The 25,419-nt window shown below is 72.5% G+C and carries 23 protein-coding genes and 3 pseudogenes; 16 read left to right on the top strand and 10 right to left on the bottom strand.

Features of this window, described 5'->3' with window-relative positions:
- Positions 1–28: 28 nt before the first annotated feature.
- The 4 genes from ACFZDC_RS35695 to ACFZDC_RS35680 form a co-directional block, all read right to left on the bottom strand.
- On the bottom strand, positions 29–1,858 hold the full coding sequence (locus ACFZDC_RS35695) for an ATP-binding protein (protein ID WP_391330411.1): 1,830 nt from the start codon (positions 1,856–1,858) through the stop codon (positions 29–31).
- Positions 1,859–1,872: 14 nt separating this feature from the next.
- Positions 1,873–2,580 carry a response regulator gene (locus tag ACFZDC_RS35690; RefSeq protein ID WP_391330410.1) on the bottom strand — a complete coding sequence of 236 codons (708 nt, stop codon included), beginning with the start codon at positions 2,578–2,580 and terminating at the stop codon, positions 1,873–1,875.
- A gap of 20 nt (positions 2,581–2,600) precedes the next feature.
- Positions 2,601–3,347 (bottom strand): L,D-transpeptidase family protein, encoded by a 747-nt coding sequence (locus ACFZDC_RS35685; RefSeq protein WP_391330408.1) that lies wholly within the window; start codon positions 3,345–3,347, stop codon positions 2,601–2,603.
- 93 nt (positions 3,348–3,440) lie between these two features.
- Positions 3,441–4,868 (bottom strand): M1 family aminopeptidase, encoded by a 1,428-nt coding sequence (locus ACFZDC_RS35680; RefSeq protein WP_391330406.1) that lies wholly within the window; start codon positions 4,866–4,868, stop codon positions 3,441–3,443.
- Positions 4,869–5,039: 171 nt separating this feature from the next.
- On the opposite strand from ACFZDC_RS35680, the gene ACFZDC_RS35675 reads away from it, so the two are divergent.
- On the top strand, positions 5,040–5,390 hold the full coding sequence (locus ACFZDC_RS35675) for a DUF488 family protein (protein WP_391330404.1): 351 nt from the start codon (positions 5,040–5,042) through the stop codon (positions 5,388–5,390).
- 2 nt (positions 5,391–5,392) lie between these two features.
- Here the strand turns inward: ACFZDC_RS35675 and ACFZDC_RS35670 are convergent, their stop codons facing one another.
- Together ACFZDC_RS35670 and ACFZDC_RS35665 are read right to left on the bottom strand one after the other, a co-directional pair.
- On the bottom strand, positions 5,393–7,066 hold the full coding sequence (locus tag ACFZDC_RS35670) for an FAD-binding dehydrogenase (RefSeq protein ID WP_391330448.1): 1,674 nt from the start codon (positions 7,064–7,066) through the stop codon (positions 5,393–5,395).
- Positions 7,067–7,101: 35 nt separating this feature from the next.
- Positions 7,102–7,728 (bottom strand): TetR family transcriptional regulator, encoded by a 627-nt coding sequence (locus ACFZDC_RS35665; protein ID WP_391330403.1) that lies wholly within the window; start codon positions 7,726–7,728, stop codon positions 7,102–7,104.
- A gap of 124 nt (positions 7,729–7,852) precedes the next feature.
- Here ACFZDC_RS35665 and ACFZDC_RS35660 point away from each other — a divergent pair, with 124 nt between their 5' ends.
- The 3 genes from ACFZDC_RS35660 to ACFZDC_RS35650 all read left to right on the top strand — a co-directional run bounded on the left by ACFZDC_RS35660 (position 7,853) and on the right by ACFZDC_RS35650 (position 10,572).
- Positions 7,853–8,482 (top strand): alpha-ketoglutarate-dependent dioxygenase AlkB, encoded by a 630-nt coding sequence (locus ACFZDC_RS35660; protein WP_391330401.1) that lies wholly within the window; start codon positions 7,853–7,855, stop codon positions 8,480–8,482.
- A gap of 85 nt (positions 8,483–8,567) precedes the next feature.
- A complete protein-coding gene (locus ACFZDC_RS35655) occupies positions 8,568–9,326 on the top strand; it encodes an MBL fold metallo-hydrolase (protein WP_391330399.1) in 759 nt (252 codons plus the stop codon).
- Positions 9,327–9,336: 10 nt separating this feature from the next.
- Positions 9,337–10,572 carry a DUF4032 domain-containing protein gene (locus tag ACFZDC_RS35650; RefSeq protein WP_391330398.1) on the top strand — a complete coding sequence of 412 codons (1,236 nt, stop codon included), beginning with the start codon at positions 9,337–9,339 and terminating at the stop codon, positions 10,570–10,572.
- A 17-nt stretch (positions 10,573–10,589) separates the two neighbouring features.
- Here the strand turns inward: ACFZDC_RS35650 and ACFZDC_RS35645 are convergent, their stop codons facing one another.
- On the bottom strand, positions 10,590–11,456 hold the full coding sequence (locus tag ACFZDC_RS35645; protein ID WP_391330396.1) for a universal stress protein: 867 nt from the start codon (positions 11,454–11,456) through the stop codon (positions 10,590–10,592).
- On the opposite strand from ACFZDC_RS35645, the gene ACFZDC_RS35640 reads away from it, so the two are divergent.
- The 6 genes and pseudogenes from ACFZDC_RS35640 to ACFZDC_RS35615 form a co-directional block, all read left to right on the top strand.
- On the top strand, positions 11,346–11,888 hold the full coding sequence (locus tag ACFZDC_RS35640; RefSeq protein WP_391330394.1) for a VOC family protein: 543 nt from the start codon (positions 11,346–11,348) through the stop codon (positions 11,886–11,888). The genes ACFZDC_RS35645 and ACFZDC_RS35640 overlap by 111 nt on opposite strands.
- Positions 11,849–13,525, top strand: a complete 1,677-nt coding sequence (locus ACFZDC_RS35635) for an FAD-dependent oxidoreductase (RefSeq protein WP_391330392.1) — start codon at positions 11,849–11,851, stop codon at positions 13,523–13,525. The genes ACFZDC_RS35640 and ACFZDC_RS35635 overlap by 40 nt, the downstream gene beginning before the upstream one ends.
- Entirely contained in the window at positions 13,522–14,994 is a 1,473-nt protein-coding gene (locus ACFZDC_RS35630; RefSeq protein ID WP_391330390.1) for an ATP-binding protein, read from the top strand. The genes ACFZDC_RS35635 and ACFZDC_RS35630 overlap by 4 nt, the downstream gene beginning before the upstream one ends.
- Complete coding sequence (locus tag ACFZDC_RS35625; RefSeq protein ID WP_391330388.1) at positions 14,991–15,341, top strand: UBP-type zinc finger domain-containing protein; 351 nt, start codon at positions 14,991–14,993, stop codon at positions 15,339–15,341. Before ACFZDC_RS35630 ends, ACFZDC_RS35625 begins: the two co-directional genes overlap by 4 nt.
- Before the next feature lie 208 nt (positions 15,342–15,549).
- The gene (locus tag ACFZDC_RS35620) at positions 15,550–15,762 is read left to right on the top strand and encodes a hypothetical protein (protein ID WP_391330386.1); all 213 of its coding nucleotides are present in this window, start codon (positions 15,550–15,552) and stop codon (positions 15,760–15,762) included.
- A pseudogene (locus ACFZDC_RS35615) lies at positions 15,723–15,854 on the top strand (LuxR C-terminal-related transcriptional regulator); the annotation flags it as partial. The gene ACFZDC_RS35620 and the pseudogene ACFZDC_RS35615, both read left to right, overlap by 40 nt.
- A 116-nt stretch (positions 15,855–15,970) precedes the next feature.
- Here ACFZDC_RS35615 and ACFZDC_RS35610 read toward each other — a convergent pair.
- The 3 genes and pseudogenes from ACFZDC_RS35610 to ACFZDC_RS35600 all read right to left on the bottom strand — a co-directional run bounded on the left by ACFZDC_RS35610 (position 15,971) and on the right by ACFZDC_RS35600 (position 19,533).
- Positions 15,971–17,191, bottom strand: coding sequence for a GDSL-type esterase/lipase family protein (locus ACFZDC_RS35610; RefSeq protein WP_391330384.1), 1,221 nt, complete (start codon positions 17,189–17,191; stop codon positions 15,971–15,973).
- 124 nt (positions 17,192–17,315) lie between these two features.
- Positions 17,316–17,654 (bottom strand): annotated as a pseudogene (locus tag ACFZDC_RS35605) (glycoside hydrolase N-terminal domain-containing protein); the annotation flags it as partial.
- A gap of 121 nt (positions 17,655–17,775) precedes the next feature.
- The gene (locus ACFZDC_RS35600; protein ID WP_391330383.1) at positions 17,776–19,533 is read right to left on the bottom strand and encodes a M4 family metallopeptidase; all 1,758 of its coding nucleotides are present in this window, start codon (positions 19,531–19,533) and stop codon (positions 17,776–17,778) included.
- A 332-nt stretch (positions 19,534–19,865) separates the two neighbouring features.
- Between ACFZDC_RS35600 and ACFZDC_RS35595 the strand changes: the two genes are divergently transcribed.
- The 6 genes and pseudogenes from ACFZDC_RS35595 to ACFZDC_RS35570 all read left to right on the top strand — a co-directional run bounded on the left by ACFZDC_RS35595 (position 19,866) and on the right by ACFZDC_RS35570 (position 25,380).
- Entirely contained in the window at positions 19,866–21,068 is a 1,203-nt protein-coding gene (locus ACFZDC_RS35595; protein ID WP_391330381.1) for a serine hydrolase, read from the top strand.
- Positions 21,069–21,233: 165 nt separating this feature from the next.
- A complete protein-coding gene (locus ACFZDC_RS35590) occupies positions 21,234–21,383 on the top strand; it encodes a hypothetical protein (RefSeq protein ID WP_391330379.1) in 150 nt (49 codons plus the stop codon).
- A 56-nt stretch (positions 21,384–21,439) separates the two neighbouring features.
- Positions 21,440–22,117 carry an AIM24 family protein gene (locus ACFZDC_RS35585; protein WP_391330377.1) on the top strand — a complete coding sequence of 226 codons (678 nt, stop codon included), beginning with the start codon at positions 21,440–21,442 and terminating at the stop codon, positions 22,115–22,117.
- Between the two features lie 153 nt (positions 22,118–22,270).
- Positions 22,271–23,310: pseudogene (locus ACFZDC_RS35580) on the top strand (tetratricopeptide repeat protein).
- On the top strand, positions 23,307–24,338 hold the full coding sequence (locus tag ACFZDC_RS35575; RefSeq protein WP_391330375.1) for a polyprenyl synthetase family protein: 1,032 nt from the start codon (positions 23,307–23,309) through the stop codon (positions 24,336–24,338). Before ACFZDC_RS35580 ends, ACFZDC_RS35575 begins: the two are co-directional and overlap by 4 nt.
- 82 nt (positions 24,339–24,420) lie before the next feature.
- Positions 24,421–25,380: a pyridoxal-phosphate dependent enzyme gene (locus ACFZDC_RS35570; protein ID WP_391330373.1), complete on the top strand. Its 960-nt coding sequence runs from the start codon at positions 24,421–24,423 to the stop codon at positions 25,378–25,380.
- Positions 25,381–25,419: the final 39 nt, after the last annotated feature.

Genomic DNA, 25,419 nt, shown 5'->3' with positions numbered 1-25,419 from the left:
CCAGGAATCGGACCTGCGGCTTCCGCTCTCACGGTGCCTCGCCCGGCGGCGCGGCCGCGGGCAACCGCAGGGTGAAGACCGCGCCCGCGCCGCGTTCGCTCGTGGCCCCAACCGTGCCGCCGTGGGCGGCGACCAGGTGGCGGACGATCGGCAGACCGAGGCCGCTGCCGCCGGTGCGGCGGCTGCGGGACTTCTCGGCGCGCCAGAACCGGTCGAACACGTGGGGCAGGTCCTCCGGTGCGATGCCCGTGCCGGTGTCGGTGACGGTGAGGACGACCTCTTGGCCGTCCCGGTGGGCGGCCAGCGAGACCGTGCCGTCGCTGGGGGTGTGCCGCAGCGCGTTGGTGACCAGATTCCCGAGCGCCTGCCGCATCCGTACCGGGTCGGCGTCCAGCCAGGCGGTGCCGTCGGCCTCGGTGCGCAGGGCCACCCCGGCGGTGCCGGCGGCCACCCGGTGGGCGGCCGCGACCTGGTCGAGCAGGTCACCGGCGCGCAGCGGCTCGCGGTGCACGCGCAGGGTGCCCGCGTCGGCGGCCGCGAGGTCCTGCAGATCGTCGATGACGCGCTGGAGCACCAGCGACTCCTCGTGCAGGGAGGCCAGCAGGGCCGGATCCGGGTCGACGACGCCGTCGCGGACCACCTCCAGCCAGCCGCGGATGTTGGTGAGCGGGCTGCGCAGCTCGTGGGCGATGTCGCTGACCATCGCCTTGCGCTGGGCCTCCAGGCGCTCGCGGCGCTCGGCCAGGTCGTTGAACGCCTCCGCGAGGATGCCGGTCTCGTCCCGGGTGGTCACCGGCACCCGGACATGCAGCTCGGGCGGCTGCTGCGCGGCCTCCGTCAGGGCGCGCAGCGGCCGGGAGAGCCGGACGGCGACCACGGCGGTGACGGCGACGGTGACGGCGAGCACCAGGCCGGCCGCGCCGACCACCTTGGCCTTGTTCGCCGCGGACATGTCGAACCGGGAGGGGTTCTGGTCCCCGATGCCGAGGAACAGCTCGGCGACGGGGGCGACGTACGGCTCCAGCTGGGTGCGGCGGGCGCTCAGCACACAGCCCTGCGCCACCTGTCCGAGCCTGCTGGTGGGGTTGGCGTACTTGGACATCGGGGAGCCACCGCCCAGGGGATCCTTTCCGCTGGGGTCGAAGGTGAAGAACAGCGGTCCACCGAGGTTCAGACCCGCCCGTCCCAGGCAGGGGCGGGCCAGCTCCGAGAGGTCGTTCAGAGCCTTCTGTTCGGTCGGGGCAGGGGTGTTGAGCTGCCCGTCCGCGCACTGTTCGGAGGCATAGGAGGTGTCCGTGCCCTCCGGGGCGCTGAGCACGGGGCGTCCGCTCGGAGCCCGCACGACGGTGGTCTCGACGCCGAAGCGTTCGTAGCACCGCCTGCGCTTGGCGGCCAGCGCGTCCAGTCCGGCCCGCTCCTTGGCCGTGACCCGGTACGGCCCCACCACCCGGGGGTCGATGCCGCTGAGCTGAGCACCGGTCTCGGTGTAGGTGTCGGTGCGCAGGGGGTCGACGGTGGCGGCGGGCCGGGGCGGCAGCGGGGTGCCGCGCGGCGCGGAGTCGGCGACGAGGCTGCGGTCGGCGGTGGTCAGGGCGATGCGCCGCCCGGTCCTGGCGGCCAGGTCGCGAACGGTGCGCTGGACGTCCGCCCAGCCTGGGTGGGTGGCGGCGTATCCGCTGAGCCGGGCGAGGATGCTGTTGTCGGCCGCGAGGTCCTGACCCTGCTCCTCCTTCAGGGCGCTGGTGGTGGTCGTCACCGCGAGCCAGGCGGTGGCCGCCACCGAGCAGACGGCGATGAGGGCGGAGACGAAGAGCAGCCGGACGAGCAGCCGTTTGCGCAGCGGTATCCGGCGCTTCACGGCGGCCCCGCGCCTCACGCCCGGCCGCCGGTGAGCTTGTAGCCGACGCCGAACACGGTCACCAGGCGGGCCGGCCGCCGCGGGTCGGCCTCGATCTTCCGGCGCAGGTTCATGATGTGCACGTCGACGGCCCGCTCGGTGGAGGCCCGGTCGAAGCCGCGCGTGCACTGCAGCAGCTGCCGCCGCGAGAACACCCGGTCCGGTTCCCCCGCCATGGCCAGCAGGATCTGGAACTCGGCCGGTGTGCACTCCACCGGCATTCCGTCGCAGCGCACCTCGTGCCGTACCGGGTCGACGCTGATCCCCGCGGCCCGGACGACCGGATCGCCGTCCCGGAGACTCGCCCCGCGCCCGCTGCGCCTGAGGACCGTGCGGATCCGGGCCATCAGCTCGCGCGGACTGTACGGCTTGGTCATGTAGTCGTCGGCGCCCAGTTCCAGGCCGAGCAGCACGTCGTCCTCCGCGGAGCGGGCGGTGAGCATGACCACGGGGATGTCCGGGTCCTCGGCGCCGCCGCGCAGCACCCGGCAGACGCCGAAGCCGTCGATCACCGGGAGCATCAGGTCGAGCACGAGGAGGTCGGGTCCGAGCCGGCGGGCCGCGTCGAGCGCGGCCGCGCCGTCGTGCACCACCGTGGCGGTGTGCCCCTCGGCCAGCAGGGAGCGGCGGATCAGTTCGGCCTGCTTCTCATCGTCCTCGGCGACCAGCACATGTGCGCACACGAGTTCGGATCCTAGGCCGCTCAGCGAGCGAGCCAGTCGGCGAACCCCATGACGACGACCGGATGCCGGTGCGGGTCGAGGGTGCGCACCAGCTCCTTCATGTGGGCCTTGGCGACGCTGACGCAGCCGTGGGTGGGGCCGCCGTGGTCGGCGTGCAGCCAGACGCCGCCACCCCGGCCCGGGCCGAGGGGGCGGGTCCAGTCCAGGGGCGAGGTGCCCGGCATGCGGTTGTAGTCGATGGCGACGACGTAGTCGAAGGATCCGGCCAGCGGCTCGCCCTGGAACCCGGTGCCGGGCGACGTGAACCCGGTGGAGTGGTGGTACGGGAGTTTGCTGCCGGGGTCGGGCAGCAGGCCGCCGGCGTCGCTGAGGGTGTAGACGCCGAGCGGGGAGCGCAGGTCTCCGGCCATGTGGTGGGCGCTCCAGCCGCGCAGCGCGTTGTGGGCGGGCCATTCGGCGCCGGCCTGCCAGCCGGTGGCGGTGCGCTCGTGCACGACGACGGTGGCGAGCGGGGAGTTCTTGCCGCGCCCCGTCACGACGACGGCCTGCCGGGAGCGGTCCGGTATCGCCGCGGTCGTCTCGGGGCCGAGGCCGGATATGGCCCGCGGTGCCGCCCCGGCCTGGATCCCGGGCGTGCGGGTGGGAGTGGGCGTCGGCGCCGGGCGGGTGGCGGGGGCGCGGCGCTCGGTCGCCTCGGCTCCGCCGCCGCAGCCGGTGAGCAGCAGCGGGGAGGCGAGGAGAGCGACGGCGGTTCTGCGATGGATCATGGATCGACCATGGCCGACACATGTTGGGAACTCGTCAGGTTCGAGCTCCTGTCGTCAAACTCCGCGGCGCAAAGGGGAGTTCGACGACCGAGTCTAGGCCTTGTCCGGCTTGCCCTGCGCGTAGAGCCAGGTGTGGAAGAGCCCGTCCAGGTTCTCGCCGGACACGCGCTCGGCGAGCTTCACGAACTGGGCCGTCGTTCCGTGCCCGGCCCGGTGCTCGGTCGCCCAGGCCCGCAGGATCCGGAAGAAGTCCTGGTCGCCCACGGCCTTGCGCAGCTCGTGCAGGGTCATCGCGCCACGGGCGTAGACGGGCGTGTCGAAGATGTTCTTGCCGCTGCCCGGGTCGCCGGGCGGGAAGGCCCACAGGTGGTCGTGGGCCGGGCGGGCGTAGAGGGCGTCGAAGGACTTCTGGGCGCTGTCCCCGCCGTGCTGCTCGCTGTAGAGCCACTCGGCGTAGGTCGCGAAGCCCTCGTTGAGCCAGACGTCCTTCCAGGCGGTCAGCGCGACCGAGTCACCGAACCACTGGTGGGCGTTCTCGTGGACGAGGGTGCTCAGGTCGGGCGCCGAGTCGTAGACGGGCCGGCTCTCGGTCTCCAGGGCGTAGCCGACGTTCGGTGCGTGGTCGACGATCGAGCCGGCCGCGCGGAACGGGTACGGCCCGAACAGCTTGCTCTCCCATTCCAGTACGGAGGGCAGCTTCTTGAGCACGGGCGCCGCGGCGCGCGCCTCCCGGGCGTCGACGGCGTTGTAGACCTGGATGCCGTCGCGGGTGGTGTACTGCTCGACCTTGAACGTGCCGACGGTGGCGGTGGCGAGGTAGGCGGCCATGGGCTCGGCCTGGTGCCAGCGGAAGGTGGTGCGCCCGTGCGCGGTGTGCCGGCCGCGCAGGACGCCGTTGGCGACGGCGGTACGCCCCTTCGGGACCGTGATCGTGAAGTCGTACGACGACTTGTCCTTGGGGTGGTTGTTCGCCGGGAACCAGGTCATCGCGCCCTGCGGCTCGCCCGCGACGAACGCACCGTCGTCGGTGGGAATCCAGCCGTCCGCGGAACCGTCCGGGTCGGTGACCGGCTTGGGGGTGCCGTCGTAGCTGACGGTGACGCGGAACTGCTGGTCCTTGCGCAGGGCGTGGCGCGGGGTGACGACGAGTTCCTGGCCGCTGCGGTGGAAGCCGGCGGCGGTTCCGTCGACGCTGACACCGGTGACCTTCAGGCCCTTGAGGTCGAGGTCGAAGCGGGTGAGCTTCTGGGTGGCGCGGGCGGTGAGGACCGCCTTGCCGTCGAGGTGCCGGGTGGCGGTGTCATAACTGAGCGTCAGGTCGTAGTGCTTGACGTGGTAGCCGCCGTTGCCGCTGAGCGGGAAGTAGGGGTCGCCCGCGCCGGACCCGCCGTTGGTGCCGGCCGCCGCGGGCCCTGCGGCGGCGAGCAGCGCCGCCACGGCGACGGGGACGGTGGCGAGGACCGCCTCGCGGCGGAGGACGGCGGTGCGTCGTCTTGGGGCCTGCCTGCGCGGTGGCGTCACGGGCGCTCCTCCGGGGGGGGTGGCGAATGATCGTTTCGCCCACAGACTAGGTGCGGTGGCGTCCCGGTTTCCCCCTCATTCTGGTCAAGTCACGCCGCGTCGCCACCCGGGGACGCGGGACGTCCGCAGTACGCTCGCGGAACCGTCCGCGACCCGAAGGGGAGCCCGACCGTGAGCGTCCGCGTACGCCGGATCTACGAACCGCCCGAGCCCGACGACGGGCTGCGGGTCCTGGTGGACCGACTGTGGCCGCGCGGCCTCGCCAAGGAGGCGGCGCAGATCGACGCGTGGCCGAAGGAGCTCACACCGTCGACGGAGCTGCGCAACTGGTACCACGCGGGTGAGGGCTCGTACGTCGAGTTCCGCCGCCGCTACGAGGCGGAACTCGACGCTCCCGGGGCCGCCGAACTCCTCGACGGCCTCAGGAAGTCGGTGCGCGAGGGGCGGGTGACGCTGCTCACGGCGTCCAAGAGGCCGGAGCAGGGCCATGCCTCGGTGCTGGCGGAGCTGCTGGGGCGCTGAGCTCAGCCCGTCTGCTTCGCCGCCGCCCGGCCCGCCGCGCGGCCCGAGAAGAGGCAGCCGCCGAGGAAGGTGCCCTCCAGGGCGTTGTAGCCGTGGACGCCTCCGCCGCCGAAGCCGGCCACCTCGCCCGCCGCGTACAGGCCGGTGACGGGCTTGCCGTCGGCGCCGAGGGCATGGGAGTCGAGGTCGGTCTGGATGCCGCCGAGGGTCTTGCGGGTCAGCACGTGCAGCCGGACACCGATCAGGGGGCCCGCGGCCGGGTCGAGGATGCGGTGCGGGCCGGCCACCCGGCCGAGGCGGTCACCTATGTAGCGGCGGGCGTTGCGGATGCCCTGCACCTGGGAGTCCTTGCTGTACGGGTGGGTGATCTGCAGGTCGCGGGCCTCGATCTGGCGGCGCACCTCGGCCGCGTCCAGCAGGGGCTTGTCCGTGAGGCCGTTCATCTTCTCGACCAGCTGTTCCAGGCTGCCCGCGGTGACGAAGTCCGCGCCCTTGTCGAGGAACGCCCTGACCGGTGCGGGGGCGCCCTTGCCGAGCAGCCGGTCACGCAGCACGGCCTTGCGGTCCTTGGCGGTGATGTCGGGGTTCTGCTCGGATCCGGAGAGCGCGAACTCCTTCTCGATGATCTTCCGGGTGAGCACGAACCACGAGTGGTCGTATCCGGCGATGTCCTCGGTGGTGCGCAGGTACTTGAGGGTGCTGAGGGTGTCGTAGCCGGGCAGGCAGGGGTCGGGCAGCCGGCGGCCGAGGGCGTCGAGCCAGATGGAGGACGGACCGGGCAGGATGCGGATGCCGTGGCCGGGCCAGATGGGGTTCCAGTTCTGCAGGCCCTCGGTGTAGTGCCACATCCGGTCCCGGTTGACCAGGCGCACGCCCGCCTCGGCGCTGATGTCGAGCATGCGGCCGTCGACGTAGGCGGGGACGCCGGTGACCATCTCGGCGGGGGGCGTGCCGAGTCGCTCGGGCCAGTAGCGGCGCACGATGTCGTGGTTGGCGCCGATGCCGCCGGTGGTGACGACCACGGCCTGCGCGGTGAGTTCGAAGTCGCCGAGGCGCTCGCGGTTGGACGCCACGCCGCGCGGTGAGTCGTCGTCGGCGAGGACGGTGCCGCGCACCCCGCGCGCCGCACCCTCCTCGATGACCAACTCGTCCACCCGGTGCCGGTGGTGGAAGGTCAGCAGCCCGTCCCGGGCGGCCTGCCGGGCGTACCGGACGAAGGGTTCGACCACACCGGTACCGGTGCCCCAGGCGATGTGGAAGCGGGGTACCGAGTTGCCGTGTCCGTTCGCCCGCAGGTCGCCGCGCTCGGCCCAGCCGACGGTGGGCAGCAGCTCGATGCCGTGCCCCTGCAGCCAGGACCGCTTCTCGCCGGCCGCGAACTCCACGTAGGCGCGGGCCCAGCGCACCGCCCAGGAGTCCTCGTCCTCGAGCCGGTCGAACCGCGCGCTGCCCCGCCAGTCGTTCCAGGCGAGGTCGAAGGAGTCCTTGATGCCGAGGCGCCGTTGCTCGGGTGAGTCGACGAGGAAGAGCCCGCCGAAGGACCAGAACGCCTGGCCGCCGAGATTGGCGGCGTTCTCCTGGTCGACCAGGGCGACGCGCCTGCCCCGGCTGGTGAGTTCGTGCGCCGCGACCAGGCCCGCGAGGCCCGCTCCGACGACGATGACGTCCGCGTCCATGGCGGCCATGGCGTCTGTGTCCTTCCGTCTACGACTCATACGGGGGTGCCGCTGCCGTCGGTCAGCAGGGCGGTGAGCAGTTGCCCCAGCCAGGTGCGGGCGGCGTCGACGTCCTTGTCCAGCAGCAGCTGGGTGGTGACGCCGTCGTAGGCCGCGACGACCGCGCGGGCGGCGCCGTCGACGCCGCCGAGCACGGCGGGCAGTTCGGTGTGGCCCCGGGCCCGGAAGAGCCGGTCTGCGATGGCCTCGCGGAGCCGGGTGCGGTGGTCCAGCAGGGCCTGTGCGACGGCCGGGTCGCGGGCCGCGTGCACCAGGAAGTCGGTCTTCACCAGCAGCCAGTCCACGTCGAGCAGCAGGACTTCGGTGACCCGGTCCACGGAGGCCGGTACGTCGAGGTCGGGGCCGTCCTGGGCGAGGGCTTCGGCCACCTGGGAGGCGATGAGGTCGGCGCGCTCCCGGTAGAGCGCGAAGAACAGTTCGTCCAGGGTGGCGAAGTTGGAGTAGAAGGCGCCCCGGCTGTAGCCGGCGGCCTCGCAGACCTCCTCGATGGAGACGCGGCCGAAGCCCTTGGCCGCGAACACCGCGAAGGCGGCGTCGAGCAGGTTGGCCCGCGTCCGGGCCCGCCGCCGGGTGACGCGCCGGGCCATGTCCTCCGCCGTCATGGTGGGACCTCCGTTCGATACAGCAATGTATCCGATACATTGGCGTATCAAAAGAGGCCGGGTCGCTTCCTCGGGGACGGACGCGCGAGGGGAACATATTTTCGATTAGGAGTACGCTGGCCCCATGTCCACGCACCTCCAGGGCTCCCTGTTCGACCAGACCGACGATCTGCGGCTCGGTTCGCTCGACGGGCTGCGCCGGACCGAGCTGGGCTCGGGCGCCTGGATCGACGTGCTGCCGGGCTGGCTGAGCGGCGCCGACGCCCTCTTCGAACAGCTGGCGACCGACGTCCCGTGGCGGGCCGAGCGCCGCAAGATGTACGACAACGTGGTGGCCGTACCGCGGCTGCTCGCCTTCTACAAGGCGCACGACCCGCTGCCGCACCCCATCCTCGACGAGGCCCGCGCGGCCCTGTCCGCGCACTACGCCGAAGAGCTGGGTGAGCCGTTCACCACCGCCGGACTGTGCTTCTACCGCGACGGCCGGGACAGTGTCGCCTGGCACGGCGACCGGATCGGGCGCGGCGGCCGTGAGGACACGATGGTCGCGATCCTGTCCGTCGGCGCGCCCCGGGATCTGCTGCTGCGGCCGGCGGGAGGCGGTGGCACGACGGTACGGCGGCCGCTCGGACACGGCGACCTCATCGTGATGGGCGGTTCCTGCCAGCGGACCTGGGAGCACTGCGTCCCCAAGACCGCCCGGGCCGCGGGACCGCGCATCAGCATCCAGTTCCGGCCGCACGGCGTGCAGTGACCTCTGCGGCGGCCCCCCTGCGGACGCCGGTGGATCATCTGGTTGGCTGTCCCCGACGATCAGCCGCCGGGCGCTCGGGGAGATCATGCGGGCAGACGTACGCCAAGTCGCCGACGGCACCTACCTGGTGCACGGCCACCACACCAACTGGGTGATCCTCCGCGACGGCGACGCCGTCACGCTGGTGGACACCGGGTACCCCGGAGACCGCCGGGGCGTCCTCGCGTCCCTGGCCGCTGTGGGCAGTTCGCCGGAGGCGGTCACCGCCGTGCTGATCACCCATGCGCACAACGACCACATCGGCTCGGCCGAGTACCTGCGCAGCACCTACGGCACCCCGGTCCACCTGCACCCCGCGGAAGTACCCCACGCGCGGCGGGAGTTCCTGCAGCAGGCCACCGTCGCGGACGTGGTGCGCAACGCCTGGCGGCCCGGCGTCCTGCCCTGGGCGGCACACGTGCTGCGCGTGGGCGGCACCGCTCACCACCCCGTCGTCGCACCGGCGCCGTTCCCGAACGAGGGCCCCCTCGACCTGCCCGGTCGGCCCGTGCCCGTGCACACCCCGGGCCACACGGACGGCCACTGCGCCTACCACCTGCCCGACGCGGGCATCGTCCTGTCCGGCGACGCCCTGGTCAGCGGCCACCCGACCTCCCGGGTCGAGGGCCCGCAACTCGTGCTCGACTTCTTCCAGCACGACCGTGCGCGGGCGCTGGCCTCGCTGGAGCTGATCGCGGCGCTCGACGGTGACACCCTGCTGCCCGGGCACGGCCCGGTCCACCGGGGCTCGGTACGGGCGGCCGCCGAGCGGGCCCGCGAACGCGCGCTCCAGAGGGAGCCTTAGGGTTCCTCCCATGGCCTTGCAGATCAGCGCCACGAACCCGGAGCACCCCGCGCTCCTGCTCGAACTTCCCTGGGACGTCCCCCTGGAGGAGTGGCCCGAGGAGTACCTCGTGCCACTCCCCCGGGGCATCTCCCGGCACGTCGTGCGCTACGCGCACGCCGGTGACGAGGTGATCGCCGTCAAGGAGCTGGCCGAACGGCCCGCGCTGCGCGAGTACGGGCTCCTGCGCGACCTGGACCGGCTGGGCATCCCCGCCGTCGACCCCCTCGCCGTGGTCACCGGCCGCACCGACCGCTCCGGCGCACCGCTGGAGCCGGTGCTGGTCACCCGTCATCTGCGCGGCTCGATGCCGTACCGCTCGATGTTCGAGACGACCATGCGCCCGGCGACCATGCACCGTCTGATGGACGCCCTCGCGGTGCTGCTGGTGCGGCTGCATCTGGCCGGGTTCGCCTGGGGCGACTGTTCGCTGTCCAACACGCTGTTCCGGCGGGACGCGGGCGCCTTCGCCGCCTACCTGGTGGACGCCGAGACCGGCGACCTGCACCCCCGGCTCAGCCCCGGGCAGCGCGACTACGACCTCGACCTGGCGCGCGTGAACATCAGCGGCGAACTGCTGGACCTGGAGGCGTCCGGGGCGCTGCACCCTTCGGTCGACCCCGTCGAGTTCGGGCACGAGATCTGCACCCGCTACGGCGGCCTGTGGCAGGAGCTGACCCGCACCTCCGTGTACCCGGCGGGCAAGTACCACTACATGGAACGCCGGATACGCCGCCTCAACGACCTCGGCTTCGACGTGGCCGAGATGCAGATCGAACACTCCTCCGACGGGGACACGGTCACCTTCGTGCCCAAGGTGGTCGACGCCGGCCACCACCAGCGCCAGCTGCTGCGGCTGACCGGCCTCGACACCGAGGAGAACCAGGCGCGGCGGCTGCTCAACGACCTGGAGAGCTGGATGGCCACCCAGGACGACTACGCGCCCGGCGATCCCCTCGCCGCCCGCCCCGAGGTGCTCGCCCACCGCTGGGTGCGGGACGTGTTCCGGCCCACGGTGCGCGCGGTCCCGCCGGAGCTGCGCGGCTCGATGGACCCGGCCGAGATCTACCACGAGCTGCTCGAGCACCGCTGGTACCTGTCCGAGCGCGCCGAGCACGACATGGGCCTCGACACCGCCGTCGAGGACTACATCCACAACGTCCTGCCCAAGGCCCGCGCGACCCTGGAGCCGACGACCCCCGAGTAGAAGTCGCCCCCCTCAGGTCACTCGTGCGGGACCACGGCCACCGGGCACTCCGCGTGGTGCAGCACGCCGTGCGCGACCGACCCGATCCGGGCGCCCACGGCCGTACGCTGCGCTCGCCGTCCGACGACCGTCAGCTGGGCCCGTGCGGCCGCCGCCAGCAGCACCTGCCCCGCGCTGCCCATCTCGATGTGCTCGGCCACGGGCACCTCCGGGAAGCGCTCCCGCCACGGCCGCAGCGCCTCCGCCAGAGCCTGCTTCTCGTACGGCTCGAGGCCGCCGACGTCGTCCAGGAGCTTCAGCGAGCCGGGGCTGTAGGCGAAGACGGGCGGCAGGGTCCAGGCCCGTACCGCCCGGACGGTGGCGCCCCGCGCGGCCGCCGTCTCGAACGCGAACCGCAGCGCGGCCGCGCTGTCCTCGGGGCCGCCGTGCTGGCCGACGACCACGTCCCGTCCGGCCGCTTCCGCCGCCGGCTGGTCCCCGGCGCGCACCAGCACCACGGGCCGGGTCGCCTCGGCGATCACCTGCTGACCGACGGAGCCGAGCAGGAACCCGACCACCCGGCCGTGCCCCCGCGAGCCGAGCACCAGCATCTCGGCATCCGCCGCCGCACCGGCCAGCGCCTCGACGGCGCCGCCCTCCAGCACGTCCACGCTCACGTCCAGCTCCGGATGCCGCCCGGAGACGGAGCGCACGGCCCGCGTCACCCCGTCCGACACCCAGCCGTGCTGCGTGTCCCGGTCGGCCGTGGCGAGCGTCTTCTCGTAGCGCCACACGTGCACCACGCGCAGCGGCAGCCCCCGGCGTACGGCCTCCCGGACCGCCCAGCCCAGCGCGGCCAGGCTCTCCTCCGTACCGTCCACCCCTGCCGTGATCGGGCGTGCCATGCGTGGGCCTCCTCGTCCTTCATCGCTCGGGGCCAGTCTTCACCACGCCGCGGTCATGTCCGTGCGGGGGAACAGCTGGGCGTCGCCGCGGCCGACCCCGTGGCCGTCGGCCGCTGGTGGGCAGAGGCGCTCGGGTGGGCGGTGGTCAACGACGCCTCCGACGAGGACGGGATCCGGCCGGCTCCGGACGGCTGCCGGGGCTCTTCCTTCCTACCCGTACCCGAGAAAGAAGCGATCAAGTTCTGCGTGCTCGGGGAGTGCCCCGGCGGAGACACCGGTCGCTGCCGTATACCGGAGCGAACCCTGGCGATCGAACATACGATGGGCGGGAACCGGCGCGGTGGGCCCAGCGACGCCGTGCCGTGGATCAAACCGCTCGGGGTGGGAGAGGCATGGCACAGGCCGCCGACGCAGCGCGGACCGTCATCCTGACCGTGGACGACGACCCGGGAGTCTCCCGCGCCGTCGCCCGTGACCTCAGACGGCGCTACGGCGAGTCGTACCGGATCGTGCGCGCCGAGTCCGGCGAGTCGGCGCTTCAGGCGCTGCGCGAGCTGAAGCTGCGCGGCGACCTGGTGGCCGTGATCCTCGCCGACTACCGGATGCCGCAGATGAACGGCATCGAGTTCCTGGAAGAGGCCCTGGACGTGTATCCGGGGGCGCGCCGGGTGCTGCTGACGGCGTACGCGGACACCAACGCGGCGATCGACGCGATCAACGTCGTCGACCTGGACCACTATCTGCTCAAGCCGTGGGACCCGCCGGAGGAGAAGCTCTATCCGGTGCTGGACGATCTGCTTCAAGCCTGGCGCACCAGCGCCTACAAGCCCGTACCCAGCACCAAGGTCGTCGGGCACCGGTGGTCGGCGCGGTCGTCGGACGTGCGCGAGTTCCTGGCCCGCAACCAGGTGCCGTACCGCTGGTACTCGGTCGAGGAGCCGGAGGGACAGCGGCTGCTGGCCGCGGCCGGGCAGGACGGGCAGCGGCTGCCGCTCGTGATCACCCCGGACTGCGCGGTGCTGGTCGAGCCCGAGGTACCCGAGCTGGCCGCGCGGGTGGGTCTGGCGACGATGCCGACGGCCGACTTCTACGACCTCGTCGTGATCGGCGGTGGCCCGGCCGGGCTCGGGGCTGCCGTGTACGGAGCCTCGGAGGGGCTCAGAACGGTGCTCGTGGAGCGCTCGGCGACCGGCGGTCAGGCCGGGCAGAGCTCCCGGATCGAGAACTACCTCGGCTTCCCGGACGGTGTCTCCGGCGCCCAGCTCACCGACCGGGCGCGACGGCAGGCCGCCAAGTTCGGCGCCGAGATCCTCACCGCGCGCGAGGTGACGGGACTGGAGATCAACGGGGCGGCGCGGGTCGTACGGTTCGCGGACGGCTCGGCGATCGCGGCGCACAGCATCATCCTGGCGACGGGGGTGCAGTACCGGCAGTTGGAGGCCGAGGGCTGCACCGACCTGACCGGCTGCGGGGTGTTCTACGGCTCCGCGCTGACCGAGGCGTCCTCCTGCCAGGGGCACGACGTGTACATCGTCGGTGGCGCCAACTCCGCGGGACAGGCCGCGATGTACCTGTCCAGGTTCGCCAAGTCGGTGACGCTGCTGGTGCGCGGCCCCGACCTGTCGGCGTCGATGTCGTACTACCTGATCCAGCAGATCGACGAGGCGCCGAACATCGCGGTGCGCAGTCACACGGTGGTCGACGCGGCGCACGGCTCCGGCCGTCTGGATCACCTGACGCTGCGTCATGTGGCGACCGGTGAGACCGAAGAGGTCGAAGCCCAGTGGATGTTCGTGTTCATCGGCGCCGCCCCGCTCACCGACTGGCTGGGCGACACGGTGCTGCGCGACGAGCGCGGGTTCATCCTGGCCGGGCCGGATCTGTCCGCCGACGGGCGCCCGCCGACGGGCTGGGAGCTGGACCGGCCGCCGTACCACCTGGAGACCAGCATTCCCGGCGTGTTCGTCGCGGGCGACGCGCGCGCCGAGTCCGCCAAGCGCGTCGCGTCCGCCGTCGGAGAGGGAGCCATGGCCGTCATGCTCGTCCACCGGTATCTGGAGCAGTCATGAGCGGGCAGGTGATGCCGTGCAACCCCAAGGACATCGGCTCCCTGTTCCTCTTCGAGAAGCTGGCGCCCGAGCAGCTCGGGCGGCTGTGCAGCGAGGGGCGGGTGGAGCTGTTCCAGCCCGGCCCGGTGTACACCGAGGGTGACCCCGCCACCTGCTTCTTCGTGATGGTCGAGGGCACGGTCGTGCTCTCACGGCGCGTCGGCGGGGACGACGTGGAGGTCAACCGGACCTCGCAGCGCGGGGTGTACGCGGGTGCCATGCAGGCCTACCTCGGGGACCGGGTCCGGCAGGTGTACAACAACTCGATGCGGGTGACGGAGCCGACGCGGTTCTTCGTCCTGCCGGCGGACACCTTCGCCGAGGTCATGAGCGAGTGGTTCCCGATGGCCGTGCACCTGCTGGAGGGGCTCTTCTTCGGCTCGAAGAGCGCCCAGGCCGCAATCGGCCAGCGGGAGCGGCTGCTGGCGCTCGGCTCGTTGTCGGCCGGGCTCACCCACGAGCTGAACAACCCGGCGGCGGCCGCCGTCCGGGCCACGGCCACCCTGCGGGAGCGGGTGGCCAAGATGCGGCACAAGCTCGCCGTCATCGCCGAGGGCCCGTTCTCCCGCGACGCGCTGGCGAGCCTGATCGAGATCCAGGAGCGCACCGCCGAGCGGGTGGTCAAGGCGCCGGCGCTCGGTCCGCTGGAGGCCTCCGACCGCGAGGACACGCTCACGGACTGGCTGGAGGACCACGGCATCGACTACGGCTGGCAGCTGGCGCCCACCTTCGTGCAGGCGGGCCTCGACGTCGACTGGCTGGAGCAGGTCGCGGCGGCCGTGGGCGAGGAGATCCTGCCCGGCGCGGTCGGCTGGCTCAACTACACCGTCGAGACCGAGCTGTTGATGAACGAGATCGAGGACTCCACCACCCGTATCTCGCACCTCGTCGACGCGGCCAAGCAGTACTCGCAGCTGGACCGGGCGCCCTACCGGGTGGTGGACGTGCACGAACTGCTCGACAGCACCCTGCTGATGCTGTCCGGCAAGATCGGCCCGCGCATCCAGGTGGTCAAGGAGTACGACCGCACGCTCCCGCAGATCCCCGGCTACCCGGCGGAACTGAACCAGGTGTGGACCAACCTGATCGACAACGCGGTGTGCGCCATCAACGGCGCGGGCGGCCAGGGTACGTTGACCGTGCGGACCGCGCTGGACCACGAGCGCTTGCTGGTCGAGTTCCGGGACACCGGGCCCGGCGTCCCACCGGAGATCAGAAGCCGTATCTTCGACCCGTTCTTCACCACCAAGCCGGTCGGCCAGGGCACCGGTCTCGGCCTGGACATCTCCTGGCGGATCGTCGTCAACAAGCACCACGGCACGCTGCAGGTCGAGTCGGTGCCCGGCGACACCCGATTCCAGGTGCTGCTGCCGCTGACCGCCGAGGTGCCGGACGAGGCGTCCGCTTCGACCCCCGAGGAGGCGGCATGAGTGACGAGGCCGCGATCGACCCGGGTGTTCCGCCGAGCGGCACCGGGTGCGTGGAGTGCGACGAGGCCGGCGGCTGGTGGTTCCACCTGCGCCGCTGCGCGACGTGCGGCCACATCGGCTGCTGTGACGACTCCCCCGCCAAGCACGCCACGGCCCACTACCGGGCCACCGGGCATCCGGTGATCCGCAGCTACGAGCCGGGTGAGGCCTGGTTCTGGAACTACGACACGAACGAGGTGTACGACTGCGGTCCCGAACTCGCGCCGCCGGTCAGCCATCCCGCCGACCAGCCGGCGCCGGGTCCGGCGGGGCGGGTGCCGGCGAACTGGGCCGAGACGCTGCGCTGAAACCGGCACAGGTCACCCACGCCCGAGCTGCGCCGTGGCGGCCAGGCGCCGGAGCTGCGCCGCTGCACGGACTTCGCGGCCGACCCGGTGGAGCGGGCTCGTGCCTCGGCCGAGCGCGGCGCGGACGGCCGCTCGAAGGATCCGGCGGGGCAGGCGTGGCCGGCGCGCCGATCCGGAGGGGCAGGCGGCTGACGCGCGCCGAGGCGGAATGGGCGTCGGCCGTGTCGGGGCCTACGAGCGGGCGCGGTGCCGGCTGCGGTACGCCGCCGCCCTGCCGGCCGTGGAGCGGCGCGAGGAGGCGGAGCAGGCGCGCGAGGCCCGCTCGACGGCGGCCGCGCTGGGCGCGGCGCCGCTGCTGGAGCGGATCCGCCGGGCCGCCCCATGGGCAGCTCGCGCAGCGAGGACCGCGTGTCACCGCTGACCGCGCGGGAGCGGGACGTGCTGCGGCTGCTCGCGCACGGGCGCAGCAACCGGCAGATCGGCGAGAACTGTTCATCACCGGCAGGACGGCCGCACGTCTCCGGCATCCTCGCCGGGCTGGGCGCCGCGAGCCGTACGGCGGTGGTGGCGATCGCCCACCGCCAAGGGCTGATCCCACCGGAGCCGGCCGGGTCCGGCCGGCCGGAGTGTCAGCGCGGGCAGTCGAGGCTGTGCGGGTCGACGGTGTCGGCCAGAGCCTGCATGCCCTTGTCGTCGGGGTGCAGATGGTCGCCGTTGTCGAAGAGGGGCAGGATCCGTTCGGGGTCGTAGGGGCTGCTCAGGGTGCGGTCGAAGTCGGTGACCGCGTCGAACTCCCCGCTGGTGCGGATGAACCGGTTGACGTCCTGGCGTACGGCTTCGGCGGCCGGGTCCCATTCGGACCAGCCCTTGAACGGGCCGACGGTCGCGGCGACCACGCACTTCCCGGCCGCGTGCGTCCGCTGCGCGATCCTCCGGTAGCCGGCGACGAGGCCGGCCGCGGTGACGCCGGTGTGGGCCTTGAGGTCGTTCACGCCCTCGAAGAGGAAGACGGTGTGCACGCCGGGCTGGGAGAGGACGTCCCGGTCCAGCCGGTTGAGGGCGCTCTGCCCGGCGCCGTCCGCGAGCACCTTGTTGCCGGAGATCCCCTCGTTGGCCACGCCCTCGACCGTCGTGCCCGCCGTGCTCAGGCGCCGGGCGAGATAGTCGGGCCAGCGCCGGTTGCGGTCGGTGGTGGACTGCCAGCCGTCGGTGACGGAGTCGCCGAGCGCCACCACGGCACCGGTGGCGGTGCTCGCCGGGCGCACGGAGACGGCGTCGAGGTACCACCAGGAGCCGGTCGTCAGGTACCAGTTGCCCGCACTGTCCTCGGCGGTGTGGTCGCCCTGGGCGAGGTACGACGTCTGCATGGCCATCCCGTGGCCGGTGGCCGGTCCCACCGCGTCCGGGGTGTGCAGGCTGACGACCAGGTTGACGGCGGCGGGGACCTCTCCGGGCAGCGGGTCGCTCCAGACGAAGGCGCCGGCCGGAACGGTGGCCGTGCGCGCTCCGCCGAAGGTCAGCCGGCGGTTGCTGCCCGGCCGGAGTGCGGCGCCCTGGCTCTGCAGGCCGGCGTACACGCTGTCCAGGCTCAGCGGGCGGTCGCCGAAGGCGTTGGACAGGCGAACGCGCAGGTCGCTGCCGCCGACGCTGGTGTGCACGACGAGCCGGTAGCCGCGGTCGGCGCTGCCCTCGCCCAGGCGGTCGGCGCTCGCCGCCCAGGTGACCACTCCCGAGGCCCGGATGGTGGCCCGGGCAAGCGGGGCGGCCGCGCGGGCGGGTACGGACTGACAGGCGACGGCCACCAGCAGGACGGCTGCGATGCGGCAGACGCGCCGGAACCGGCCGGTCACCGGGCGAGGTCCCTGAGCGTGACGTACTCGCCGGGCACGTGGCGGACCGTCCGGGATGTGCCTGCGTATCCCACGGAGGTCATCGTCCCGCCGACGCTGCGGATCCGCACCTCGGTGGGTTTGCGAGGGAGGGGTTCCGGTAGTGGGCGGAGGCGTCGGGCGCGTAGTCGGTGCCGCCGCTGACCACGACGGTCAGGTCCGTGCATTTGGAGAAGGTGACGCGGCAGCCGTCGACACGGACGGTGCCGCCGCTGCCGCGCGCGGTGACCGCGGCCGCGTACCGCGATCCGTTGGGGAGGGCACCCGCGAAGGAGGTGGCGCCGGACGCCTTCTCTCCGTGCGTGCCTTCGAGCGTCACGGTGCCGGTGCAGCGGCCGCCGCCCTTCTGGGTGAAGTGCACGACGACCACGTCATCGGGGCGGCTCGCGAACAGCCGCCTGTCGTACATCACTGCGGAGCGGACCCCCAGCGGCTTGCGGGGCTGTTGCCGACCTGCGGTGACGCTCCGGGCCGGGCCCCGGCGGACATGCGGATGCCCCGCGCGGGGCGGGGCATCCGGTGGTGCCGGTGTGCGGTGCCGTCCGTCAGTGGCGGGCGGCCGGCGTGTTGGCGGCGGTGACGTTGACCGCGGCCCACGCCTTGTCCACCGTGTTGTACTCGGTGCTGTTCGCGCCGTACAGGTCCTTTGCCGCCTTCAGCGTCGCGACGCGCGCGTCGTGGAAGTCGGTGGTGGAGACCATGTAGCGGGTCAGCGCACGGTAGAAGATGGCCGTGGCCTTGGTGCGGCCGATGCCCTTGACCGTGGAGCCGTCGTACGTCGGCGAGTCGTAGTTCACGCTGCCGATCCTCTTCTTGCCGCTGCCCTCCGCGAGGAGGTAGTAGGCGTGCGAGGAGACACCGGAACCGGCGTGCACCTCGGTGTAGTAGGTGCTCGGGTCCCAGTAGTCGATCGTGCCCTCGAGCTTGTCGAGCGACGGGTGGTCCAGGCGCCGCAGGAACTTCTGCTGCAGACCCAGCTTCTCGCCGACCAGGTAGTCCGGGGTGTCCTTCGCGTTGTTGGCGTAGAACTCCACGTTGGAGCCGAAGATGTCCGCGAGCGACTCGTTCAGCGAGCCGGGCTCGCCGTACTGGTTGCCGTCCTGGTCGACGTAGGTCGGCTCGAGCTTCGCGGTCGCCTCCACGACACCGTGGGTCAGCTCGTGACCGGTGACGTCGAGGACGACGAGCGGCTTCTTGAACATGTCGCCGTCGCCGTCGCCGTACAGCATGCAGTTGCAGGTCGGGTCCCAGAAGGCGTTGGCGACCTTGTTGCCCCAGTGGACCATCGCGCGGGCGGCCTTGCTGTTGTTGGCGATGCCCTTGCGGTTGAAGGTCTTCTTGTAGAAGTCCAGGGTCTTGGTGACGCCGTACTGGGCGTCGGCGGCGGCACTGGCACGGCTGGAGGTCTTGCCGTTGCCCCACACGTTGGTGGTGTTGGTGAACTTCGTGCCCGCGCCGAAGCTCTCGGTGTACTTGCCCTTGGCGTCCCGCGTCTCGGTGCCGTACCGGCTCGGGTCCTTGAGCTGGTAGTGGCCGCGCGAGGTCGCCGTGGTGGTCAGGCCGACGTTGCCCACGAAGAGCGTCTTGCCGGTGCCGTGCGCGGTGGCCGGGTAGTGGGTGGCGCCGGAGACGCCCGAGCCGAGCAGCCCGGCGTCGGCGGAGGCGGTGCCGGTGGCCGGGTCGATCGTCTCACCGCGCTCGCGCAGTGTGTCGATCAGCTTCGGCGACAGGAACTCGTCGGCGTCGGGCGTGTTGCTGCGCACCTTGCCGGTGACGGCGTCGATGACGACGGTGCTGGCGCTGCCCTTGTCGGTCACCGTCACCTGGTAGGCGAGGGCGGAGGAACCGCCGCGGGCGTCCACGACCAGCTGGGCGCTGCCCGCGTCGCCCTTGGCGACCTGGGCGGCCTTCGCCGCGGCTTGACTGGCGGTCAGCTTGGCCTCGGCGGTGGCGGGCTTGACGGAGTGGTCCGCCGCGCCGGTGACCCCCGTGTAGGCCAGCTGCCGGGTCAGGTGGACGACGAGGTCGCCGCCGAGCACCGGGAGTCCATTGTGCGTGCGGACGAAACGGACGTGGCGCGCACCCTCGGGGTCGATCAACACGTCCTGGGCGTGGAGTTCGTCGCCCTGCGAGACGCCCGTCGCCGCGGTGTGGGCGAAGGCCGCGGTGCGCGCCGCCTCCACCACCACCGTGGCGGTCGTGGCGGCGGACGCGGCGGACCGCTCCACCCCCGTGGAGGGACCCGCGAAGGCCGTACCGGCCAGGCCCGTGGCAGCCGTCGTCACCGCGACGGCGACCGCCACGCTGCGTATGTGCGCTCTACGCAATCTGATCAGGGTTCCTTCGATCGAAGGCGGCAGGGATCACCAACCGCCTTGATGCATGGCGCCGTTGGGCGCCACGGGGGCTGGTCGGGCCCCGGGCGGTAACCCTTCCGGATCAGTCATGCGCACGTAAAGCCGGAATGATCCATTTCGCGGATTTCTAGAGGAATCCTTTACATATGCCTGCCACAGAGTGATCGCGGGACGACCAACTGTGTGTCGGCTGTGGAGACGTAGCCCCCATCGCCTAGGTTCCCAGGCCTGAATGTGACCGATGTCGCATCACATACCGCGAGGACGGGAGTGGCCGGATGGTCTCAGCAACGGTGAGCAGGGGTGCGGTGCTCGGAGCGGTCGTCATGTCGCTGCTCGCGGTCCCGGCGCGGGCGACCGCAGACGCGGACGCCCGCGCGTCGACGACGCTGCCGGCGCCCGACGCCACAGGCCTCGACGAGGTGCTGCGCACGGCGGTGACGCAGGGCGCGCCGGGCGCGCTGGCCGAGATCGACGACAACGGCAGCACCTACCGGCTGACCCGGGGAGTCGCCGACCGCGGCACGCGGCAGGGCATCAGCACCGAGGACCGCTTCCGCATCGGCAGTGTCACCAAGTCCTTCTCGGCCGTCGTCCTGCTGCAGCTGGCCGACGAGCACAAGCTGGACCTGGACGCCCCGGTCAACCGCTACCTGCCCAAACTGCTGCCGGACGACCACATCACGGTCCGGCACGTACTGAGTCACCGCAGCGGACTGTACGACTACACCAACGACATGTTCGCCAAGAGCGTGTCCGGCTTCGAGGCGGTACGCGACAAGGTCTTCACCTACCAGCAGCTGGTCCAGCTCTCCCTGAAGAAGCCCCGCACCAACGCGCCCGGCGCCGCCTACTCCTACTCCAACACCAACTTCGTCGTCGCGGGCCTGCTCATCGAGAAGCTCACCGGACAGCCCGTGAAGGCCGCGTACGAGAACCGCATCGTCAAGCCGCTGAGGCTGCTCGACACCTTCTACGTCCACCCCGACACCGGGATCCCGGGCCGGTACGCCCACGGCTACCTCACCCCGGACACGGCCGGCGCCCAGCTGGTCGACGCGACCGCCCAGACGGTGTCCTGGGCGCAGAGCGCGGGTGCCATCATCTCCAGCGCCAAGGACCTGAACACCTTCTATTCCGCGTTGCTCGGCGGGAAGCTGCTCTCCTCGGCGCGGCTCGCGGAGATGGAGCGCTTCACACGGGTCGACAGCACGACGTCGTACGGACTCGGGCTGCGTCGCCGCGACCTGTCCTGCGGGATCTCGGTGTACGGCCACACGGGGGCGGTCCAGGGCTACTACACGTACGCGTTCGCCACGAAGGACGGCAAGCGCAGTGTCACCGCTGCCGCCAACACCTCGAACAACGGGAAGGTGCTCACCACGTTGGCGGGGGTGCTGGAGTCCGCGTTCTGCGGGAAGCAGGCGAAGTCGCCGGGCGGCTCGGCGGTCATGGCGCGGCATGGGGATGTGAGGGAGTAGGGGCCTCGGGGCCGGGTGCGGGTGTGTGGGGACTGCTCGCGCAGTTCCCCGCGCCCCTGGGCAGGACACCGGGCCGTTCGTCGACGGATTCCGGGAACTCTCGTGGCCCTGGCCCACGTTCCTCACGATGTGACGAGCGAGCCGCTTCTCCGCGGGAACCTGCCTGTGCCGGGCGGTGCGCTGCGGTTGCGGGTGCCCGGGCCCTTCCTGGTGTCCGTCCTCGTCACGGACGGAGGCGGGCAGGTCGGCGGCGGCGCCGGCATCACCGGCGGCGGCCGGGCGGGCGTCTGCGGGGCCCAGCTGTCCAGTGGCTGAACGGGCACGTTCCGTGATCTTGGCGGAATGCCACCGTCCGGGACACGATGCCCCGCATGAAGGGTGATCTCTTTTCCCAGGAGCACGTGGTGCAGCCGGCCGTCGAGCCCGGCATGTCCGTCGAGAACGCCAAGTGCATCAAGTACGCGGTGAACGGCGAGATGTACGCCCGGCAGGGCGCGATGATCGCGTACCGCGGCGACCTCCAGTCCGAGCGCAAGGGCCAGGGCGTGGGCGGCATGCTCAAGCGCGCGGTCACCGGTGAGGGGCTGCCCCTGATGACGGTGCGCGGGCAGGGCGAGGTCTGGTTCGCGCACGAGGCGCAGAACTGTTTCATCGTCGAGGTCGAGCCGGGTGACCAGTTCACCGTCAACGGCCGCAACGTCCTGTGCTTCGACCCCTCGTTGTCGTACGAGATCAAGACCGTGAAGGGCTCGGGCATCGCCGGCGGCGGTCTGTTCAACAGTGTGTTCCGCGGGCACGGCCGGCTCGGTCTGGTCTGTGAGGGCAACCCGCTGGTCATACCGGTCTCGGCGCAGTACCCGGTGTACGTCGACACGGACGCGGTGGTCGGCTGGACCGCGCAGCTGCAGACCTCCCTGCACCGTTCCCAGTCGATCGGCTCGATGCTGCGCGGCGGTTCCGGGGAGGCCGTACAGCTGATGCTCCAAGGGGAGGGGGTCGTCGTGGTCCGGCCGAGCGAGGCGACGCCCCAGAAGGCGCAGCAGCACTGAGGGGCCCCTGACGTGATCTGCGCCGCACAGGCAACCCCCCTCGCCGTACCCGCGTCTTGACCGACGACAGACCAAGCCCTGGCCCCCGGGTCAGGGCGTGTTTCCGGCGCGCTATACACGCTATGTATACACGTCGTGTATAGAAAGGGACGCATGTACGGCAAGGCTTTCGCCCCGGAGTACCAGGGCGCCATGACCACCCTGTCCGTGAACTCCTCGCTGGTCGACGTGCTGGCCGAGGGCACCGAGCGGCTGCGCGAGGCCGAGCGGTCGGGCCGCCCCGACGAAGCGGCCCGCTGCGGACTCGCGGTCGCCGAGGCGCACCGGCGGCTCGGCCAGGTGCGGGACGCCGACCGGGCCTGGAAGGCCAGTTACCGGGCGGCCCGCCAGGCCGGGGACACGGCCGCGATGGCCTGGGCGCTGTGGAGCGGCGGCACCCTCGCCCGGCAGCGCGGGGCGTTCCCGCTGGCGTGGCGACTGCTCGGGCTCGCGGCAGAACTCGGCGAAAAGGGCGGCGACATCGTCGTCCGCGGCTACTCCCTGGCGGGCCTCGCGGAGACCGGCCGCATCCAGGGCGACTACGAGGCGGTGCGCCGCCTGCACGAGCAGCTGCTGGCCGAGGCCCGCAGGCGCGGGGAGGCCCGGCACACGGTCTGGGCGTTGGAGGGCATCGCACAGATCCACCGCAACACCGGGGACTTCGACACGGCGTACGCGCTCTTCGAGGAGGCGGCGGAGATAGCCGAGCGGTCCGAGGACCGGCGCGGGCACGCCTGGGCACTGCGCGGACTCGCCGACGTCCTCTCGGTCCGGGACGGGACACCGAGCGGGCGCTGGAGCTGCTGGCACGGGCGGAGGCCACCTGCCGGGCGATGAACCTGTCCAGCGCGCTCGCCTACAACCACAAGATGCGTGGCAACGTCTTCTACCGGGCCGGGCGGTATGCCGAGGCCCGGGACCTGTACGAGCTCGCCCTCGAGGAGTTCCGCGCGATGAGCGAGCCGCGCGGCGAGGCGCTGGCGCGGCTGGGCCTCGCCAAGTCGCTGGCCCGCCTCGGCCGCGACCGCGCCGAGACGGCGGCCGAACTCGCCGAGCTGGCACGGGTCCTGGAGCGCAGCGGACTGCGGCACGCGCGGGAGATGGTGGCCCGGGCCCAGGAGGAGTTCGGCCTGGTCGCGGAGGTCGTACGGTGACCGCGCTCTCCTCGGCGGTGCAGGCACCGCCCTCGGCTGCCGAAGTCCTCGACCAGTGCCGCGAGTTGGTGCGTCCCGCACTGACGGAGGCAGTGGGGCGGCTGCATCCGTGGGTGGCCGAGATGGCCGCGTACTCCTTCGGCTGGTGCGAGGTCGGCGGCGCGCCCGCCGCCGCGCCCGGCGGCAAGGGCGTACGGCAGGCGCTGGCGGTGCTGGGCGCTCGGGCGGCCGGAGCCGACGCGCGGGCCGGGGTCCCGGCGGCGGTCGCGGTGGAGCTCGTGCACGCCTTCTCGCTGCTCCACGACGACATCATGGACGGCGACGCGACGCGGCGCCGCCGGCCCGCTGTGTGGAAGGCGTACGGCACGGGTCCCGCGGTGCTCGCCGGGGACGCCCTGTTCGCGCTGGCCGTGGAGACGCTCGCCGCGGCGCCGGGCGGCCCCCGTGCCGTACGGCTGCTGTCCGCCGCCCTGGCCGATCTGGTGCGCGGGCAGGCCGACGACCTGCTGTTCGCGGCGCGGCCCTTCGGCGGGCCGGAGCGGGTCACGCCCGAGGAGTACCGGGCGATGGCGGAGCACAAGACGGGCGCGTTGCTGGGCTGCGCAGCGGCGCTGGGGGCGGCGCTCGGCGGGGCTCCCGAGCCGGCCGTGGCCGCGCTGGACCGCGCCGGGCGCCATCTGGGGGTCGCCTTCCAACTGGTGGACGACGTGCTCGGCCTCTGGGGCGACCCGGCCGTCACCGGCAAGCCGGTGGGCGGCGATCTGCGGGAGCGCAAGAAGACCTTCCCGGTCCTGGCGGCGCTCGGCTCCCCCCGGGCCCGCCACCTGCTCGCGCTCCTGGACTCCCCCGGGCACGTCGAGGAGGCGTCCGCACTGATCGAGGAGGCGGGCGGCCGTGCGGCGGCGTTGGCCGAGGCCCGCGCGCACACCGCCGCCGCACGGGCCCTGCTCGCGGAACCGACACTGGCCGCCGGACCCGTCGACGAGCTGCTCGGCCTGCTCGACCTCCTGGCGGGTCGCCATCTGTGAAACCGCGTTGACCGTGGACGGGCCCGCGGGCCACGGTGTCGGCGGCGCGGTTCCCACCCCCGCGCCGGGAAGGTGAACCACCTTGATCGGCATCTCGGACATCGAAGCCGCCGCCCGACGGATCGCCGGACACGTCGTACGGACGCCGACGGTACCGAGCCCCGGCCTCACGGCACTGCTCGGCGTCCCGGTCACCGCCAAGCTCGAACTGCTCCAGCGGACCGGGTCGTTCAAGGCGCGCGGGGCGACGGCCAGGCTGCTGTCGCTGAGCGAGGCCGAGCGGGCGGCCGGCGTGGTCGCGGTCAGCGGCGGCAACCACGGGATCGCCCTCGCCGTGATGGCGGCGGCTCTCGACGTGAAGGCGACCGTGGTCATGCCGCGCACCGCGCCGACGCGCTCCATCGAGCTGGCCGAGGAGGCCGGGGCGTCGGTGCGGCTGACCGACGGCATGGACAGCGCCTTCGAGCTGGTGCTCCGGCTGCGGGACGAGGGACTGACCCTGGTCCACCCGTTCGACGATCCGGTCGTGATCGCCGGACAGGGCACGGTGGGGCTGGAGTTCGGCGAGGACGCCGGGGAACTGACGGACGTGATCGTCAGCGTCGGCGGCGGGGGTCTGATCTCCGGGGTGGCGGCCGCGCTGCGCGCCCGGCGCCCGGACGTGCGGGTGTGGGGTGTGGAGACGGAGGGCGCCGAGGCCATGGCCGCCGCGCTGCGGGCGGGCGGTCCGGTGCGGGTGCCGGTGTCCTCGCTCGTCACCACGTTGAGTGCGCCGTCGGTGTCCCGGCTGACGTACGACCATGTGTCAGCGCTGGTCGAGGAGGTTCTGGTGGTGCCGGACCGGGAGGCCGTGCAGGGCTGCCTGGATCTCGCCGACCGGGCCAAGCTGTGGACGGAGCCGGCCGCGGGCTGTCTGCTGCCGGCGGCCCGGCAGGTCGTGGCGCGGGTCGGTGACGGCGCCCGGCTCGGGCTCGTGGTGTGCGGGGGCAATGCGGCACCCGGGGAGCTCATCGGATGGGCGGACCGCTTCGGACTGCTCTGACGCACTGGCCGCCGGGCGTTTACCGTCGGTTACCCGCAG

The sequence above is a fragment of the Streptomyces sp. NPDC007905 genome, assembly GCF_042959345.1.
GTDB lineage: Bacteria > Actinomycetota > Actinomycetes > Streptomycetales > Streptomycetaceae > Streptomyces.
This window is presented reverse-complemented; position numbering and strand designations above follow the sequence as displayed.